Here is a 16672-nt window from a genome sequence, read left to right as displayed (position 1 = left end):
ACGTGTCCGCGCGTCCGTCCGTCCTCACCGATGCCGAGCAGCTCAAGGAGCTCCTCGGCATCCCCTTCACGCCCGAACAGCTGGCCTGCGTCACCGCCCCGCCCGCCCCGCAGGTCATCGTCGCCGGAGCCGGATCCGGCAAGACCACCGTCATGGCCGCCCGCGTGGTCTGGCTGGTCGGCACCGGCGTGGTCGCGCCCGAGCAGGTCCTCGGCCTGACCTTCACCAACAAGGCGGCCGGCGAGCTGTCCGAGCGGGTGCGCAAGGCGCTGGCGCGGGCCGGCATCACCGACCCGGACCCCTCTCCCGCCGAGGCCGAGACGGCCGGCGGCGAGCCCCGCATCTCGACCTACCACGCCTTCGCCGGCCAGCTCCTGAAGGACCACGGGCTGCGCATCGGCCTGGAGCCCAGCTCCCGGCTGCTCGCCGACGCCACCCGCTTCCAGCTCGCCGCCAAGGTGCTGCGCGAGGCCCCCGGCCCCTACCCCTCGCTCACCAAGTCCCTCCCCGACCTGGTCAGCGACCTCCTCGCGCTCGATGCCGAACTCTCCGAGCACCTGGTGGAGCCCGCACGGCTGCGCACGTACGACACCGGGCTGCTCGGCGAGCTCGCCGACGCCCGACTCACCAACGACGACCTGCGCAAGGTCCCCGAGGCCGTGCGCGGCCGCCTGGAACTGCTGGAGCTCGTCGCGCGCTACCGCGCCGCCAAACGCTCCCGCGACCTCTTCGACTTCAGCGACCAGATAGCCCTCTCCGCGCAGCTCGCCACCACCCGGCCAGAGGTCGGGGCGCTGCTGCGCGAGGAGTTCCGGGTGGTTCTGCTCGACGAGTACCAGGACACCTCCGTCGCGCAGCGGCTGCTGCTCTCCGGCCTCTTCGGCGCGGGCAGCGGGCACGCCGTCACCGCCGTCGGCGACCCCTGCCAGGCCATCTACGGCTGGCGCGGCGCCTCCGTGGCCAACCTGGACGACTTCCCCGAGCACTTTCCTTACGCCGACGGGACCCCCGCGACCCGCTATTCCCTCAGCGAGAACCGGCGCAGCGGCGGCCGGCTGCTCGACCTGGCCAACGGGCTCGCCGCCCCGCTGCGCGCCCTGCACGAAGGAGTGGAGGCCCTGCGCCCGGCGCCCGGCGCCGAGGGCGCCGGCCTCGTCCGGTGCGCCCTGCTCCAGACGCACGCCGACGAAATGGAATGGCTCGCGGACTCCGTCGCGCACCTGGTCCGCACGGGCACCGAGCCCCGCGAGATCGCCGTGCTGTGCCGGTCCGCCGCGGACTTCGCGCGGATCCAGTCCGTCCTGGTGGCGCGCGAGGTGCCGGTGGAGGTCGTCGGGCTCTCCGGGCTCCTGCACCTGCCCGAGGTCGCGGACCTGGTCGCCGTCTGCGAAGTACTGCAGGACCCGGGCGCCAACGCCTCCCTGGTCCGGCTCCTCATCGGCCCCCGCTGGCGGATCGGCGCGCGCGACCTGGCCCTGCTGGGGCGCCGCGCCCGCCTCCTGGTCGGCCGGGCGCCGTCCGGCGCGGATCCGCAGGAGCGGCTGGCGGCGGCCGTGGAGGGCGTGGATCCGGCGGAGATCGTCTCGCTGGCCGACGCCCTGGAGACCTTCCTCGACGGCGCCGGCCACGCCCCGGACGACCTGCCCTTCTCCGCCGAGGCCCGGATCCGCTTCGCGCACCTCGCGCAGGAACTGCGCGACCTTCGGCGCTCGCTCGCCGATCCCCTGATGGACGTGCTGCACCGGGTGCTGTCCGCGACCGGGCTGGAGGTGGAGCTGTCCGCCTCCCCGCACGCGCTGGCGGCCCGCCGCCGCGAGACGCTGTCCGGGTTCATGGATGTGGCCGCCGGCTTCGCCGCCCTGGACGGCGAGGCCTCGCTGCTGGCCTTCCTCGGTTTCCTGCGGACGGCCGCCCAGTACGAGAAGGGCCTGGACCATGCCCTGCCGGGCGGCGAGAACACGGTCAAAGTGCTCACCGCCCACAAGTCCAAAGGGCTGGAGTGGGACGTGGTCGTGGTCCCCGACCTGTGCGCCGGGTCCTTCCCGAAGGAAAAGGCCCCGGAAGCCTGGACCTCCTACGCGAAGGTGCTGCCCTACGCCCTGCGCGGCGACGCCCCGACCCTGCCGGCGGATCCGGCCTGGACCTCGGCGGGCCTGCGCTCCTTCAAGGCCGCCCTCAAGGAGCACAAGGCCACCGAGGAGCTGCGCCTGGGTTACGTCACCTTCACCCGGCCCCGCTCCCTGCTGCTGGCCTCGGGGCACTGGTGGGGCCCGACCCAGAAGAAGCGCCGCGGCCCCTCCGCCTTCCTGACCGAGCTGTACGGGCACTGCGCGGCCGGGTTCGGCGAGATCGAGGCATGGGCGGACGAGCCCGCGCCCGATGCCGAGAACCCGGCCCTGGCCGGCGCGTCCGCCCAGGACCTGTCCTGGCCGCTCCCGCTGGATGCGCACAGCCTGACCCTGCGCCGCCGGGCGGCGGCCCTGGTGGAGTCCTACCTCTGCGCCGCGCCGCGTCCGCAGGACGCACCCGGGCCGCCGGCCCCCGCCGCGGCGCCGGAGCACGACGATCCCCACCTGTGGCCCCCGGACTGCGAGGAGCCGTCCTACGACGACGAGCCCTGGCCGGGGGACCCGTGGGACCCGGACCCCGCCGGCCACCCGGCAGCGGCCCGCCCGGAGCCCTCCGCGCTCCCCGCGGGGCCCGGAAGCGCGGGAGGTGCACCGGCGCACCCCGGCGCGCCCGCCGCCGCACGGGATGACGACCTGTGGCCGCGATCCGCGTCCGGGCCCCTCCCCGGCGGGCGCGGCCCGACCGCAGACGGCCCCGCGCACCGGGCCCCCGGCGCGGCCCCAGACCACAGCGGAGCCCCAGACCACAGCGGAGCCCCGGGCACGGACGGAGCCCCGGCCGCCAGTGGAGGCCCGGCCTCCGTCGAAGCCCCGGCCCCCGGCGGAGCTCCGGGCACGGACCGAGCCCCGGACACCGCCCCTGCGGCCGTCATCCCGCCCGCCGGCGGGGCCACCCGGCTCACGCCCGAGGAAGCCCGGGCCATCGCCTCCTGGGACCGGGACCTCGAAGCCCTGGAGGGCGAGCTGCGCCGTGCCCGCGCGGCCGTCCGCGACGTCGAGCTCCCGGCCGCCCTCTCCGCCAGCCAGCTGCTCCGGCTCGCCGCCGACGAGCAGGGCTTCGTACGCGACCTCGCCCGCCCCATGCCCAAGCCCCCGCAGCCCGCGGCCCGCCAGGGCACCCGCTTCCACGCCTGGGTCGAGTCCCGCTTCGACGAGCTGCCCCTCCCGCTCCTCGACGTCCTCGACCCCGCCACCGAGCTGCCCGGCTCCGACCAGGAGGTCGCCGACGCCGCCGACCTCGAATCCCTCAAGGCCGCCTTCGAGCGCAGCCCGTACGCCGACCGGCCGCCCCACCGCATGGAGGCCCCGGTCCAGCTGACCCTCGCCGGCCGCGTCATCCGGGGCCGGATCGACGCCGTGTACAAGAACGGCGACGGTTCGTACGAGATCGTCGACTGGAAGACCGGCCGCACGACCGAGGCCGATCCCCTCCAGCTCGCCGTCTACCGCCTCGCCTGGGCGGAAGCCACCGGCACCCCGCTCGACCGGGTCGAGGCGGCCTTCCTGCACGTCCGCAGCGGCCGTGTGATCCGCCCCCGCGGACTCCCCGACCGGGCCCGCCTTGAGCAGATCCTCCAAGGCGAATCGGGCACCCGCGGTGATCGGCAGGCGGACGGATAGGCTCGTGGGCATGAGCGACACCCCGCCGGACAGCGTCGTCCGTACGTACATCGACACCCACCGCGCCGCGTTCCTCGACGACCTCGCCGAGTGGCTGCGCATCCCCTCGGTGTCGGCCCAGCCCGAGCACGCGGGCGACGTACGCCGCAGCGCCGAATGGCTCGCCGTGAAGCTCAAGGAGACCGGCTTCCCGGTCGCCGAGGTCTGGGAGACCGACGGCGCGCCCGCCGTCTTCGCGCACTGGCCCAGCGAGGACCCGCAGGCCCCCACCGTCCTGGTCTACGGGCACCACGACGTACAGCCCGCCGCCATGGCCGACGGCTGGCACACCGACCCCTTCGAGCCGGTCGTCAAGGACGGACGGATGTACGGCCGCGGCGCCGCCGACGACAAGGGTCAGGTCTTCTTCCACACCCTGGGCGTGCGGGCGCACCTGGCGGCCACCGGCGCCGCCGCCCCCGCCGTGAACCTCAAGCTCGTCGTGGAGGGCGAGGAGGAGTCCGGCTCCCCCCACTTCCGCGGGCTCGTCGAGTCCCGCGCCGCCGAACTCGCCGCCGACGTCGTGATCGTCTCCGATACCGGCATGTGGTCCGAGACCACCCCCACCGTATGCACCGGCATGCGCGGCGTGGCCGACTGCGAGATCGACTTCCACGGCCCCGACCAGGACATCCACTCCGGCGCCTTCGGCGGGGCGGTGCCCAATCCGGCCACCGTCGCGGCCCGCCTGGTCGCGGCCCTGCACGACGACGAGGGGCGGGTCACCGTCCCCGGCTTCTACGACGGCATCGCCGAGCTCACCGGGGCGGAGCGGGCGCTGATCGCCGAGCTTCCCTTCGACGAGTCCGAGTGGCTCCGTAAGGCGAAGTCCCACGCGGCCTCCGGCGAGGCCGGGTACTCCACCCTGGAGCGGGTCTGGGCCCGCCCGACGGCCGAGGTCAACGGCATCGCGGGCGGCTACCAGGGCCCCGGCGGCAAGACCATCGTGCCCGCCTCCGCCCACCTGAAGCTGTCGTTCCGCCTGGTGTCCGGGCAGGACCCGTACGAGGTCGAGGCGGCGGTCCGGGACTGGGTCGCGGCACGGATCCCGGACGGCATCCGGCACGCCATCCGCTTCGGCGCCCCGACCCGCCCGTGCCTGACGCCGCTGGACCACCCGGCGCTGCAGTCGGTCGTCCGGGCCATGGGCCGCGCCTTCGGCCAGAAGATCCGCTTCACCCGCGAGGGCGGCTCCGGGCCGGCGGCGGACCTCCAGGACGTGCTGGACGCGCCCGTGCTCTTCCTCGGCATCTCCGTCCCGTCCGACGGCTGGCACTCGCCGAACGAGAAGGTCGAGCTGGACCTGCTCCTCAAGGGCGTCGAGACGGTCGCCTACCTCTGGGGCGACCTGGCCGCCGCCGCCCCTCGCACACCCGCCTGAGACCACCGGCCCGGCGCCGGAACCCCGGCGCCGGGCACGATGCCACCCGCCCGATGCCACGCCCTACGCCGGACCCCGGCGCCGGGGCACCCCGACGCCAGAGACCTGGCGCCCGCGCCCCGCGCGCCCGTACGCACCCGCCTTGCCGAGCCCGGTTTTGTCCCAACCAACGGGGGAGTTGGAAGTACCTGTGAGCACCCGTACCGAGCGCCCGATCTCGCTCGCCGCGCCCAGCGGAATCGACCGCGCCGCGCACCACCGCCTCGACGAGGCGTGGCTGGCCGCCGCCTGGAGCCATCCGACGACCCGCGTCTTCGTCGTCTCCGGCGGCCAGGTCCTGGTCGACGACACCCCCGACGGGGGCACCGGCATCGTGATGACCCCGGCCTTCGAAGCCCCCGTCACCGAGACGCACCGCTACTTCCTGGGCACGGACGAGGACGGCGTGCGGTACTTCGCCCTCCAGAAGGACTCGCTGCCGGGCCGCATGGACCAGTCGGCCCGCCCCGCCGGCCTGCGCGAGGCCGGGATGCTGCTGTCCCCGCGCGACGCCGGGCTGATGGTGCACGCGGTGGCGCTGGAGAACTGGCAGCGCATGCACCGCTTCTGCTCCCGCTGCGGCGAGCGCACCGTGGTCGCGGCGGCCGGGCACATCCGCCGCTGCCCGGGCTGCGGCGCCGAGCACTACCCGCGCACCGACCCGGCCGTGATCATGCTGGTCACGGACGAGCAGGACCGGGCGCTGCTGGGCCGCCAGGTGCACTGGCCCGAGGGCCGCTTCTCGACCCTGGCCGGCTTCGTGGAGCCGGGGGAGTCGATCGAGCAGTCCGTCGTCCGGGAGGTCTGGGAGGAGGCGGGCGTGCGGGTCGGCGAGGTCGCGTACGTGGCCAGCCAGCCGTGGCCCTTCCCCTACAGCCTGATGCTGGGCTTCACGGCCCGCGCCACGACCTCCGAGATCACGGTGGACGGCGAGGAGATCCAAGAAGCCCGCTGGTTCTCCCGCGAGGACCTGCGCGAGGCGATCAGGACCGGCGAGGTCCTGCCCCCGGCGGGCATCTCCATCGCGGCCCGGCTCGTCGAGCTCTGGTACGGCGAACCCCTGCCGCGGCCGTCGGCGTAAGGTTCGTCACACCCACACCCACCCACAGCCGCAGCCGGGTCGCCCCGCGGCCGTCGTCCCGGACAGCAGAAGGCCCCCGCCGGGGCGGGGGCCTTTCCGGCGGGCGCTCACCCGGAACGGGGAGTGCGCTCAGACGGCGAGGGCCTGCTTGACCTGCGCAAGGCTCGGGTTCGTCATCACGGACTCGTTGCCGGCGGGGGACTTCACGAGCACGGTGGGGACCGTCTGGTTGCCGCCGTTGGCCTTCTCCACGAACGCGGCGGACTCCGGGTCGAGCTCGATGTTGATCTCGTTGTACGCGATGCCCTCGCGGTCCATCTGGCTCTTCAGCCGGCGGCAGTAACCGCACCAGGTCGTGCTGTACATCGTGACGGAACCCGTGTCCTGCATGCTGCGCTCTCCTTCGTGGTCCTGGGTGTCCCCGGTCGTCCCGGGGCGTTCCCGGCGCCCTCGGTGGTCCGAGTAATCCGAACGTACGGGACCGCCCGGCCATTCCCGTAAGTACGACGGATACGGCAGCCCTGTGGACAGCTTTCCCGCCCGACCCACCGGACCTGGCAGCATGGCGGGGTGACAGCAGCAACGCACTCCCCGTCCTTCCCCGCCGCCGCCGAGTCGGCCGATGCGGTGCTCCTGGGCCTCGACCCGGAGCAGCGCGAGGTCGCGACGACCCTGCGCGGGCCGGTGTGCGTGCTGGCGGGCGCCGGCACCGGCAAGACCCGTGCGATCACCCACCGCATCGCCTACGGCGTCCAGTCCGGGCAGCTCATGCCGGCCAGTGTGCTGGCCGTCACCTTCACCAACCGCGCCGCCGGGGAGATGCGCGGGCGCCTGCGCGGCCTCGGCGCGGGCGGGGTCCAGGCCCGGACCTTCCACTCCGCCGCCCTGCGGCAGCTCCAGTACTTCTGGCCCAAGGCGGTCGGCGGGGACGTACCCCGCCTGCTGGAGCGCAAGATCCAGTTCGTCGCCGAGGCCGGCGCCCGCTGCCGCGTCCGCCTCGACCGGGGCGAGCTGCGCGATGTGACCGGCGAGATCGAGTGGGCCAAGGTCACCCAGACCGTGCCCGCCGACTATCCGGCGGCCGCCCTCAAGTCCGGTCGCGAGGCCCCCCGCGACCTGGCCGAGATCGCCCAGATCTACGGGACGTACGAGCAGCTCAAGCGCGACCGGGGCGTGATCGACTTCGAGGACGTGCTGCTCCTGACCGTCGGCATCCTCCAGGACCGGCACGACATCGCCGAGCAGATCCGCGCCCAGTACCAGCACTTCGTCGTCGACGAGTACCAGGACGTCAGCCCCCTCCAGCAGCGACTGCTGGACCTGTGGCTCGGCGAGCGCGACAGCCTCTGCGTCGTCGGCGACGCCAGCCAGACGATCTACTCCTTCACCGGCGCCACCCCGGACCACCTGCTGAACTTCCGCACCCGCTACCCGCAGGCCACCGTGGTCAAGCTGATCCGCGACTACCGCTCCACCCCGCAAGTCGTCCACCTCGCCAACGGCCTGCTGAACCAGGCCAGTGGCCGGGCCGCCGAGCACCGCCTGGAGCTGGTCTCCCAGCGCGAGACCGGCCCGGATCCGGTCTACGCCGAGTACCCGGACGAGCCCGCCGAGGCCGAGGGCGTGGCCGGACGGATCCGGGACCTGATCGCCGCGGGCGTCCCGGCCGGCGAGATCGCCGTGCTCTACCGCATCAACGCCCAGTCCGAGGTCTACGAGCAGGCCCTCGCCGATGCCGGGGTCCCCTACCAGCTGCGCGGAGCCGAACGGTTCTTCGAGCGCCAGGAAGTCCAGAAGGCCATCCTCGCGCTGCGCGGAGCTGCTCGTTCCGGAGGCAACGACCCGCTGCTGGACGACGTCGTGGAGCTGGGCTCCCAGGTCCGCGCCGTGCTCAGCTCCACCGGCTGGTCCCATGAGCCGCCGGCCGGCTCCGGCGCGGTGCGCGACCAGTGGGAGTCACTGGCCGCCCTGGTGCGGCTCGCCGAGGACTTCGCCCGGGCCCGCCCCGGAGCCACCCTCGCCGACCTCACGGTCGAACTGGACGAGCGCAAGGCCGCCCAGCACGCCCCGACCGTCCAGGGAGTCACCCTCGCCTCGCTGCACGCGGCGAAGGGCCTGGAATGGGACGCCGTGTTCCTCGCCGGGCTGACGGACGGCATGATGCCGATCACCTACGCGAAGACCGACGAGCAGGTCGAGGAGGAACGCCGGCTGCTGTATGTCGGCGTCACCCGGGCGCGGCTGCACCTGACCCTCTCCTGGGCGCTCTCCCGTGCCCCGGGCGGCCGGGCTTCCCGACGCCCCAGCCGCTTCCTGAACGGCCTGCGGCCGGGCTCCCTGGCCCCGGGGAGCGGGCCGGGCCTCGCGGGCGAGCGTGCGGCCCGCAAGCGGGGCCGCCGCGGTCCCTCGCTGTGCCGGGTCTGCGGCAAGACTTTGACCGAGGCCGGCGAGCTGAAGCTGATGCGCTGCGAGGACTGCCCGTCCGACATGGACGAAGGGCTCTACGAGCGGCTGCGGGAGTGGCGCGCGGTGCAGTCGAAGGAGCAGGGCCTGCCCGCCTACTGCGTCTTCACGGACAAGACGCTGATGGCCATCGCGGAGGCGGCACCGACCGAGGAGGGCGAGCTCTCGATGATCTCCGGCGTGGGCGGCCGCAAGCTCGACCGGTACGGGGCCGATGTCCTGGCCATCTGCGCAGGTCGGAACATCGGGGGCGAAGAGTCTGACGACGCGTAGAAACTCGTCGGAAAAATAGTTTGCACATGCCCAGCGAATCCCCATAGGTTCTTAGCAACGGAAACGGTGGCTTCTCCGAAGCCCTGGATCCGTGCTGTACTTATCCGAATACGCATGGGACGGGCCTCCGGGCCCCGTCCTCGAGACGCCGAGAGGAGGCGAGACCAGTGGCCAGCTTCATGACCTTCACCAAAATGACCGATCGCTCGGTCGACGCTTCCTGCCTGCTCGGTTCCGTCTCCTTCCCGGGTACCGGTGTGTCCGCGATTTCCGCTGGCCGCCCCGCCCTGTCGGCGACCCTTCCGGTCAGCGAGCGCAATGAGCGACCGACCGTGGCACCGGTGGCAGTAGTGGCAGCTGAAGCCCAGGCGCATGGCGCCTATGGCTTCGCGGCCGCGGCCGGTACCGCCAGTGCCGGATTCAAGCGTCAGACGAAGCAGACGAAGCAGCAGCACCACCTGATGTGGGCCTTCCGTGGGCTCGAACCCTGGAGTGATCCAGCCTGATCGCATGATCAGGCCGGCGCCTTCAGGGCCGCGGAACCCCACCCGGGATCCGCGGCCCTTCTGTTTGTCCCCGAACAGGGACGGGCGAGGGTGCCTCGGGACTGTAGAGAACCAGTCGGTGCGAGAACACAGCCCAGCCGAGACCGGCCGACCGGCCGGAACGACTAGCCGAACAAGACGAGGAAGAAACCACCGTGCAACTCGAAGCGCACGCCCCGTCCGTACCGCAGACCCGAACGATCTCCCCGCCCGCAGTCCCGGAGGACCACGCCTTGACCCCGCTCACCGCGCTGACCGCGCTCGACGACGCCATCGAGAACCTCGGCGTCCCCGTTCCATGCCGCACCTTCGACCCCGAGGTCTTCTTCGCCGAGTCCCCGGCCGACGTGGAATACGCCAAGTCGCTCTGCCGCACCTGCCCCCTCGTCGAGGCATGCCTCGCCGGGGCCGTCGAGCGCCGCGAGCCCTGGGGTGTCTGGGGTGGCGAGCTCTTCGTCCAGGGTGTCGTCGTCGCCCGCAAGCGGCCGCGCGGCCGTCCGCGCAAGAACCCGGTCGTCACGGCATGACCGCGCACGGAACCATCGACCGCCCCCTGACGCACGACCCCCTGAAGCAGGCCCTCATGACCCCGCACTCCACGAGCGAGCAGCCGCACGGCGCCGCCCACGCAGACTTCATCACCGCAGGCGCGATCACCTCGCGTCAGAACAGGACCCGCGAAATGCAACTCATCCCAGAAGCCCTGGCCCGTGCCCATATGGACGACCGCATGCGTGAGGTGGACGCCGAGCGTCACGCCCTGCGCCTGGTCGCCGCCCGCCGCATGCAGCGACGAGCCGAGCGCGTCTCCCTGCGCGCCCGGCGTGCGCTGGCCATGGCCGTCATGCACTGACCGGTAAAAGAACAACGTCCCGGGGGGACCGGTCCGAACGGACCGGTTCCCCCGGTGCGTTGCGCCGCGCTGTCCGCGCCGGACGGGGATATCGTCTGGAGGTGGACCAGCCGACTCCCCACCCCGCACCGCCGGGATCCGAGGCCCAGCCCGTCGTCTGCACGCGCTGCGGTGCCCGGTCGCCGGACGGCGCCCCGCCCACCTGGACCTGCTCCATGGAAAACGGCAGCAGGCACTACTTCTGCCACGACTGCGCCCGGGCCAACATCCGGGCGATCGAGGGCAGGCTCGACTCCTCCTGGTGGTGACCGGGGCCGCCCCCGGCCCGTGACGCCCGGCCCGTGACGCCCGGCCCGTAACGCCGGGCCCGTAACGCCGGTCCGTCGCCGCGTCACTCCGCGGAGGCGAATCCCGGCAGCCAGGCGTGCAGTTCGTCACGCAGCCGCACGGTCGCGCCAAGCTGGCACAGCACTCCGATGGTGCTCAGCGTGACCCGGTGGATCAGCAGGTAGGACGGCGGCAGATTGATCTGGCGCCCCAACTGGTGTGCGGGGGAGCGGGGATCGGCGATCCGGGCCGCCTGGCCGCGCAGCCACGGCCGGGTGAAGGTGAACTCCTCGGCCACAGCGGGCTCGATGATCGGTTCCAGGTAGTCCAGCACCGCGTCGGGGTCCAGTTCGATGGACTCCTTCACGAACCCCTCGGCGCGCAGGTGTCCGTACATCCCTTCGGCGTCCCCGTCGAGCGTCATCCGCAGCGACCTGCCGATCGGCTCCGGCCAGCCGCCGGGCAGCCGGTCGACGGTGCCGAAGTCCAGCACGCCCAGCCGCGTGCGGCCCTCGGGCCCCGATATGAGCCGGAAGTTGCCCGGGTGCGGATCGGCGTGCAGCAGCCCGGTGCGGGCCGGCCCCGAGAAAAGGAACCGGGCCAGCAGCTGACCGGCGCGGTCGCGTTCCTCCTGCGTGCCGTCCGCTATCACCTCCGACAGCGGGGTCCCCTCCATCCACTCGGTCACCAGCACCTGGTCGCCCTGGTGCACCACATCCGGGACGACGACATCCGGGTCGCCCGCGAACGCCTCCGCGTGCCGGCGCTGGGCCCCGGCCTCCAGCTCGTAGTCGAGCTCCTCCGCCACCCGGTCGCGCAACTCCTTGATCAGCGGCTTGATCTCCATGCCCGGTATGAGCGGGCCCAGCAGCCCCGCGAACCGGGCCAGCTGCTTGAGGTCGGACAGCAGCGCCTCACCGGCTCCCGGGTACTGGACCTTGACGGCCACCGCGCGGCCGTCATGCCACACCGCCCGGTGCACCTGCCCGATCGATGCCGCCGCGGCCGGCCTGTCCTCGAACTCCTCGAACAACTCCCGCCAGTGCGCACCGAGCCGCTCCGCCAGCACCTGGTGCACCGTCGCGGAGGGCAGCGGGGGAGCCGCTTCCTGGAGCTTGGTCAGCGCCGCCCGGTAGGGGCCCGCGACCTCCTCGGGCAGGGCCGACTCGAAGACCGACAGGGCCTGCCCGAACTTCATGGCGCCGCCCTTCAGCTCCCCGAGCGTCCGGAACAGCTGCTCGGCAGTGCGGTGCTGGAGTTCGCGCGCGACGATCTCCGCGGACTTGCCGCCGATCCGCTTGCCCAGACCCCACGTCGCCCGGCCTGCGAAGCCGAGCGGCAGTGCGGCCAGCTTGACGGTTCGGGTGACCGCCTTCCGGGGAAGATCAGACATACACCCCTCCAATTCCCAGACAGCAGCGCCGTCGGCGGCGGTTCACGAAGACCCCTCGGACCCCGAGCATCCTGTCATGGCCCGTCCGGCGGACCCGTGCCCGATCCTCCCCCCACCCGCTCCAGTGCCGCTGGACGCGACGACCCCGCGGCGCCGCAAGGGCAGTCGTGGTGGGGCCCTACCGGGGCGCCCTCCCAGTGCAGCCCGGGCAGGGCCGCCTCCCAGCGCGCCCCGGTGGAAGCGGGCAGCTCCCCGTCGAGGAAGGACAGCGCATGCGCCGCGGCGAGGCCGGCCACCGCCGTCGACAGCCCGAGATCGCAGGCGGCGCCCGCCCGGCGGCGGTGTGCCGAGCGCCACTGCACCAGCATCCTGGGCCAGGCGGGATCCAGCTCCACCCGCTCGCGCTCCATGCACCCCGCGCACGCCGTCGCACCCGGCAGCACCAGCGGACCCACCAGCCCGGTGCCCTCCAGCACCCCCGCGTAAAGGTGCGGGATGCCGGTCGCGACCCAGCCGGCCGCGGTGTCCGGATCCGGCGCCCAGGCGTGCAGCCCGTCCCGGGGCGCGACCACCACCAGCGCGAGCCCCGGTTCGGGCCCCCGTTCGGGCCCCCCGCCCTCCCTTGCCCGCGGGGCGCGCCCCGGGGCCGCCTCGCGCACCAGCCGCCCGGCGGCCTCGGCCCGCAGCCGCCCCACGCTCCCGGAATCCAGCCCGCCCGGTGCCACGTCCCCCGGCTCCGCCCGGCCCCCGTCGAGCACCTCCACCCCGCCGACGCCGGCTCCCGCCAGGACCGCCGCGATCACCGCCCCCACCCGGCCGCTCCCGCGCACCTGGACCCGCAGGGCCCGGCGCGCGGCGAGACCCCGTAAGTCCCCGCCCGGCTCGCGGTGGACCAGGGAGAGGGAGCCCAGATCGGGCCCCAGCCGCTCCAGGGACTCCGGCCGGGCGCGCACGGCCTGGGCCTGCGGCCCGCCCGCGGTGGCGTCGTCGAGCAGGCCGGCCCCCGCCAGCCGCCGGACCAGCTCATCGGCCAGGCCGTCCGGCATGCCCATCGCCGATGCCTCGGCCCGCAGCAGGTCCATCCCGCGCGTCCCGTCGATCCTGTCGATCAGCGCCCCCGTCGCCGTGTCGACGGGTCCGAGCACCACCGCATGGGCGGGCGTCACCCCGAACTGCACCGTCTGCAGATCCCGCCAGGCCCGGGCCAGGGCCGGCTTCACTTTCGGATACATGTCCATCCCCCTCGCAGTCACGCGCATGTCCGGACCGGCTCGCGCCGCCCGAATCCGGCTTCCTCGGCAACACTGCCCGTCCGCCGGATCGCGTGCCGGAATTTGTCCACAGGCGCGGTGTATCAGGCATATGAGATGAAGAAAGGAGATGGAGTGATGACGTGCTGCGAATCGATCATGTTCGAAGCCCGGACGGGCGGGACTTCCGCCGCGGCCACCCGGTACCGTCGTGGCGTGTCCGCCGACCCATCGCAGCGCGCCGTCGAAGTACGCCGGAGCGCGCGCCGCCGCAGGACCGTATCCGCCTACCGCGAGGGTGACCGTACGGTCGTCCTGATCCCTGCCCGGATGTCGGAGGCGGAGGAGCGGCGCTGGGTGGGCGTCATGCTCGACAAACTGGCCGCGCAGGAGAGCAAGCGCACCCTCGGGGACGCGGAACTGACCGAACGCGCCGAGCGTTTGTCCGAGCAGTACTTCACCGGCCGCGCCCGCCCCCGCTCGGTGCGCTGGGTCACCAACCAGAACACCCGCTGGGGTTCCTGCACCCCGGCCGAGGGCAGCATCCGCCTCTCGCACCGGCTCCAGGGGATGCCCGAGTACGTCGTGGACTACGTGCTCCTGCACGAGCTGGCGCACCTGCTCGTGCCCGGCCACGGCCCCCGTTTCTGGGAGCTGCTGGAGGCGTACCCCCGCACCGAGCGGGCCCGTGGATACCTGGAGGGAGTGGTCGCCGCCGAGCGCCTTCCCAAGGTGCCGGACCCGGCCGGGGAATAGCGGTTCCCCACCCGCCGCGTCACGCACGGTGATATGTACCGGGTCGGTACCGACTTGGCCCGATGTCGGCGGTTGCCGTTAGCCTGAGCGGCACGCATTCACAGTCGGGATGGGGGACGGTCTCACGTATGGCCAGGGAATTCCAACGGGGCCACAAGGCCAAGATCAGTGATCTCACGGCCGGCACCGATCTGTATGTGGGTGTCCAGATCGCAGGGCCCGGACTCGCCTTCGACATCAGCTGCTTCGGCCTCGACGCGAACGAGCAGCTGTCGGACGACCGCTACTTCGTCTTCTTCAACCAGCCCAAGTCGCCCGAGGAGTCCATCCAGCTGCTGGGGGCGCAGGCCGGCGACACCGAATCCTTCCGGGTGACCCTGGACCGCATTCCCGCCTCCATCCACAAACTGTCCTTCACCGCCACCATCGACGGCGCGGGCCAGATGTCGCAGATCGGCCCCGGCCACATCCGGATCGTGGCGGGCGGCGAAGAGGTCGTGCGGTACGCCTTCACCGGCGCGGAGTTCACCACCGAGCGGGCCGTGATGCTCGGCGACTTCTACCTCAAGGACGTCTGGCGCTTCGCGGCCGTCGGCCAGGGCTTCGACGGCGGGCTCGCCGCGCTGCTGGAGAACTTCGGCGGCGAGGTCGCCGAGGAGGAGCAGCCGCAGCAGCAGGCTCCGGCCCAGTCCGGCGCCGCCCCCGGCTTCGCCCCGCCCCCGCAGGCCCCCGCCCCGGCACCCTCCTTCGGCGCCCCGGCACAGGCCCCCGCCGCGGTTCCGGCCCCGCAGCCCCCTCCCGCCCCGGCTCCCGCGCCCTCCTTCGGCGGCCCGGCGGCGCCGCCCGCCCCGCAGCCCCACGCGTACCCGCAGCACAGCGCTCCCACCATGGCCGCGCCGCTCGCCCCGCCCGCCCCCGCGCCGTACGGACAGCCGCAGCAGCCCTCCTACGGCCAGGTCCCGCCACCCGCCCCGGCTCCCGCGCCCTACGGGCAGCAGCCGGGCCACGGGTACGTGCCGGCCCAGGCGCCCGGCCAGCACCCGGGCCAGCCGTCCGGCCCGTACCCGGCCCAGCCGCCCGGCCAGTACCAGCCGGCGCCCGGACCGTACCCGGGCCCGCAGGCCGGCCACGCCCCACAGGCCGTCCCCGCCGCCGGGGCCGGTCTCGCCGCCGCCCTCCAGCCGTACAAGGAAGCCCCCACCGGCGCCCGCTGGACCCCGCAGAACCAGCAGCTCATGCGCGTGGACCTGTCGATGGGCGGCCAGGCCGTCCTCGCCCGCCAGGGCAGCATGGTCCTCTACCAGGGCAAGGTCGACTTCAGCTACAAGGGCGCGGGCTTCGCCGGCCGCATCGTCGGCAACGCCACCGGCCAGGAGATGCAGCTCATGCGCTGCACCGGGCGCGGTCAGGTCTTCCTCGCCGAGAACGGTGCCCACCTGCACGCCATCGAGCTCCAGGGCGACGGCATCTGCGTCTCCGCCGAGAGCGTCCTCGCCTTCGACGAGTCGCTCCAGCACGAGGTCCGGCGCATCGAGGGCCACGGCATTCCCGGCGGCGCCCTGTTCACCATGCAGTTCCAGGGGTCCGGCACGGTGATCGTCAAGACGCACGGCGTCCCGGTCGTCCTCCCCGTCACCCCGACCACCTTCGCGGACAGCAACGCCATCGTGGCGTGGTCGGCCGCCTCGCAGGTGATCATCTCCAGTCAGGTCCGGCTCCGGCGCAACGCCTACCCCGGCCACAGCGGGGAGACCGTGAACCTCCAGTTCCGCGGCGCTCCCGGCAACTTCATCGTCGTCCAGCCGTACGAGGTCTGAGGGAGCCCGACATGAACGCAATGAACCAGCAGCTCGCGGGCTACGCCCCGACCCCCGTCACGGCCCGCATGGAGAACCACGGCCGGGCCATGCTCAAGGTCGCCATGCAGAGCGGCCAGGACCTCTTCGCCCGCACCGGCTCGATGGTCGCCTACGAAGGCTTCGTGCAGTACGAGCCCAACCCTCCCGCGGTCCGCCAGATGGCCTCGCAGTGGCTCACCGGCGAAGGCGCGCCGCTGATGAAGTGCACCGGCGACGGCCTTCTCTACCTCGCCGACTACGGCGCCGACGTGGTCGTCATCAACCTCGACAACGACGCCCTCTCCGTCAACGGCACCAACCTGCTCGCCTTCGACGCCCACCTCCAGTGGGGCGTCGAGCGCGTCAAGGGCATGGCGAAGTTCGCCGGCCAGGGCCTGTTCAACGTGCAGGTCTCCGGCACCGGCTGGGTCGCGATCACCTCCCGCGGCACCCCGATCGTCGTCGACTGCGGCCGCGGCGAGGACGAGACCTACGTCGACCCGGACGCGCTCGTCGCCTGGTCGCCGAACCTCAAGGTCAAGGGCAAGCGCAGCTTCAAAGCCTCGTCGATGATCGGCCGGGGCAGCGGGGAGGCCTACCAGATGGCCTTCTCCGGTCAGGGCATCGTCGTCGTACAGCCCAGCGAGGACAGCACCGACCGGCTCCGGACCCGGGGCTGAGGGGA

At 73.2% G+C, this 16672-nt stretch carries 14 protein-coding genes; 11 read left to right on the top strand and 3 right to left on the bottom strand.

Translation table 11 applies throughout. The features are described 5' to 3' along the window. Positions 1 to 2 precede the first annotated feature (2 nt). From AMK16_RS09810 to nudC, 3 genes are all read left to right on the top strand, one after another. A complete protein-coding gene (locus tag AMK16_RS09810) occupies positions 3 to 3749 on the top strand; it encodes an ATP-dependent DNA helicase (RefSeq protein ID WP_073911917.1) in 3747 nt (1248 codons plus the stop codon). 10 nt (positions 3750 to 3759) lie between these two features. Then, positions 3760 to 5169 (top strand): dipeptidase, encoded by a 1410-nt coding sequence (locus AMK16_RS09805; protein ID WP_073913531.1) that lies wholly within the window; start codon positions 3760 to 3762, stop codon positions 5167 to 5169. Between the two features lie 178 nt (positions 5170 to 5347). Further along, on the top strand, positions 5348 to 6289 hold the full coding sequence (nudC, locus tag AMK16_RS09800) for an NAD(+) diphosphatase (protein ID WP_073911913.1): 942 nt from the start codon (positions 5348 to 5350) through the stop codon (positions 6287 to 6289). Positions 6290 to 6418: 129 nt separating this feature from the next. Here nudC and AMK16_RS09795 read toward each other — a convergent pair whose 3' ends face one another. After that, on the bottom strand, positions 6419 to 6679 hold the full coding sequence (locus AMK16_RS09795) for a glutaredoxin family protein (RefSeq protein WP_073911909.1): 261 nt from the start codon (positions 6677 to 6679) through the stop codon (positions 6419 to 6421). Positions 6680 to 6859: 180 nt separating this feature from the next. On the opposite strand from AMK16_RS09795, the gene AMK16_RS09790 reads away from it, so the two are divergent. The 5 genes from AMK16_RS09790 to AMK16_RS09770 all read left to right on the top strand — a co-directional run bounded on the left by AMK16_RS09790 (position 6860) and on the right by AMK16_RS09770 (position 10731). Further along, positions 6860 to 9025, top strand: a complete 2166-nt coding sequence (locus AMK16_RS09790; RefSeq protein ID WP_199885395.1) for an ATP-dependent DNA helicase UvrD2 — start codon at positions 6860 to 6862, stop codon at positions 9023 to 9025. A gap of 179 nt (positions 9026 to 9204) precedes the next feature. After that, on the top strand, positions 9205 to 9531 hold the full coding sequence (locus AMK16_RS09785) for a hypothetical protein (protein ID WP_073913527.1): 327 nt from the start codon (positions 9205 to 9207) through the stop codon (positions 9529 to 9531). 194 nt (positions 9532 to 9725) lie between these two features. After that, a complete protein-coding gene (locus AMK16_RS09780) occupies positions 9726 to 10097 on the top strand; it encodes a WhiB family transcriptional regulator (RefSeq protein ID WP_073911902.1) in 372 nt (123 codons plus the stop codon). Beyond that, complete coding sequence (locus tag AMK16_RS09775) at positions 10094 to 10423, top strand: hypothetical protein (protein ID WP_073911898.1); 330 nt, start codon at positions 10094 to 10096, stop codon at positions 10421 to 10423. Before AMK16_RS09780 ends, AMK16_RS09775 begins: the two co-directional genes overlap by 4 nt. Before the next feature lie 101 nt (positions 10424 to 10524). Next, positions 10525 to 10731 (top strand): hypothetical protein, encoded by a 207-nt coding sequence (locus AMK16_RS09770; protein ID WP_073911895.1) that lies wholly within the window; start codon positions 10525 to 10527, stop codon positions 10729 to 10731. A gap of 83 nt (positions 10732 to 10814) precedes the next feature. Here AMK16_RS09770 and AMK16_RS09765 read toward each other — a convergent pair whose 3' ends face one another. Then, entirely contained in the window at positions 10815 to 12143 is a 1329-nt protein-coding gene (locus AMK16_RS09765) for an ABC1 kinase family protein (RefSeq protein WP_073911891.1), read from the bottom strand. 74 nt (positions 12144 to 12217) lie between these two features. Continuing rightward, positions 12218 to 13375 (bottom strand): ThiF family adenylyltransferase, encoded by a 1158-nt coding sequence (locus tag AMK16_RS09760; protein WP_073913524.1) that lies wholly within the window; start codon positions 13373 to 13375, stop codon positions 12218 to 12220. 177 nt (positions 13376 to 13552) lie between these two features. On the opposite strand from AMK16_RS09760, the gene AMK16_RS09755 reads away from it, so the two are divergent. From AMK16_RS09755 to AMK16_RS09745, 3 genes are all read left to right on the top strand, one after another. Next, positions 13553 to 14149 (top strand): M48 metallopeptidase family protein, encoded by a 597-nt coding sequence (locus AMK16_RS09755; protein WP_073913521.1) that lies wholly within the window; start codon positions 13553 to 13555, stop codon positions 14147 to 14149. A gap of 128 nt (positions 14150 to 14277) precedes the next feature. Further along, positions 14278 to 15966 (top strand): TerD family protein, encoded by a 1689-nt coding sequence (locus tag AMK16_RS09750; protein WP_073911888.1) that lies wholly within the window; start codon positions 14278 to 14280, stop codon positions 15964 to 15966. A 20-nt stretch (positions 15967 to 15986) separates the two neighbouring features. Continuing rightward, positions 15987 to 16667 (top strand): AIM24 family protein, encoded by a 681-nt coding sequence (locus AMK16_RS09745; protein ID WP_073911884.1) that lies wholly within the window; start codon positions 15987 to 15989, stop codon positions 16665 to 16667. The last annotated feature ends 5 nt before the right edge of the window (positions 16668 to 16672 follow it).

The sequence above is a fragment of the Streptomyces sp. CB00455 genome (assembly GCF_001905445.1).
Taxonomy (GTDB): Bacteria; Actinomycetota; Actinomycetes; order Streptomycetales; family Streptomycetaceae; genus Streptomyces.
Note: the sequence above shows the minus strand (reverse complement) of the source record. Positions and strands in the feature narration are given on the sequence as shown.

Excerpts from the sequence above, each read along its gene's own strand:
- AMK16_RS09750 (WP_073911888.1), top strand. The coding sequence starts at position 14,278 with ATGGCCAGGGAATTCCAACGGGGCCACAAGGCCAAGATCAGTGATCTC.
- AMK16_RS09795 (WP_073911909.1), bottom strand. The coding sequence starts at position 6,679 with ATGCAGGACACGGGTTCCGTCACGATGTACAGCACGACCTGGTGCGGT.
- AMK16_RS09760 (WP_073913524.1), bottom strand. The coding sequence starts at position 13,375 with ATGTATCCGAAAGTGAAGCCGGCCCTGGCCCGGGCCTGGCGGGATCTG.
- AMK16_RS09785 (WP_073913527.1), top strand. The coding sequence starts at position 9,205 with ATGACCTTCACCAAAATGACCGATCGCTCGGTCGACGCTTCCTGCCTG.
- AMK16_RS09775 (WP_073911898.1), top strand. The coding sequence starts at position 10,094 with ATGACCGCGCACGGAACCATCGACCGCCCCCTGACGCACGACCCCCTG.
- AMK16_RS09805 (WP_073913531.1), top strand. The coding sequence starts at position 3,760 with ATGAGCGACACCCCGCCGGACAGCGTCGTCCGTACGTACATCGACACC.
- AMK16_RS09765 (WP_073911891.1), bottom strand. The coding sequence starts at position 12,143 with ATGTCTGATCTTCCCCGGAAGGCGGTCACCCGAACCGTCAAGCTGGCC.
- AMK16_RS09755 (WP_073913521.1), top strand. The coding sequence starts at position 13,553 with ATGTTCGAAGCCCGGACGGGCGGGACTTCCGCCGCGGCCACCCGGTAC.
- AMK16_RS09745 (WP_073911884.1), top strand. The coding sequence starts at position 15,987 with ATGAACCAGCAGCTCGCGGGCTACGCCCCGACCCCCGTCACGGCCCGC.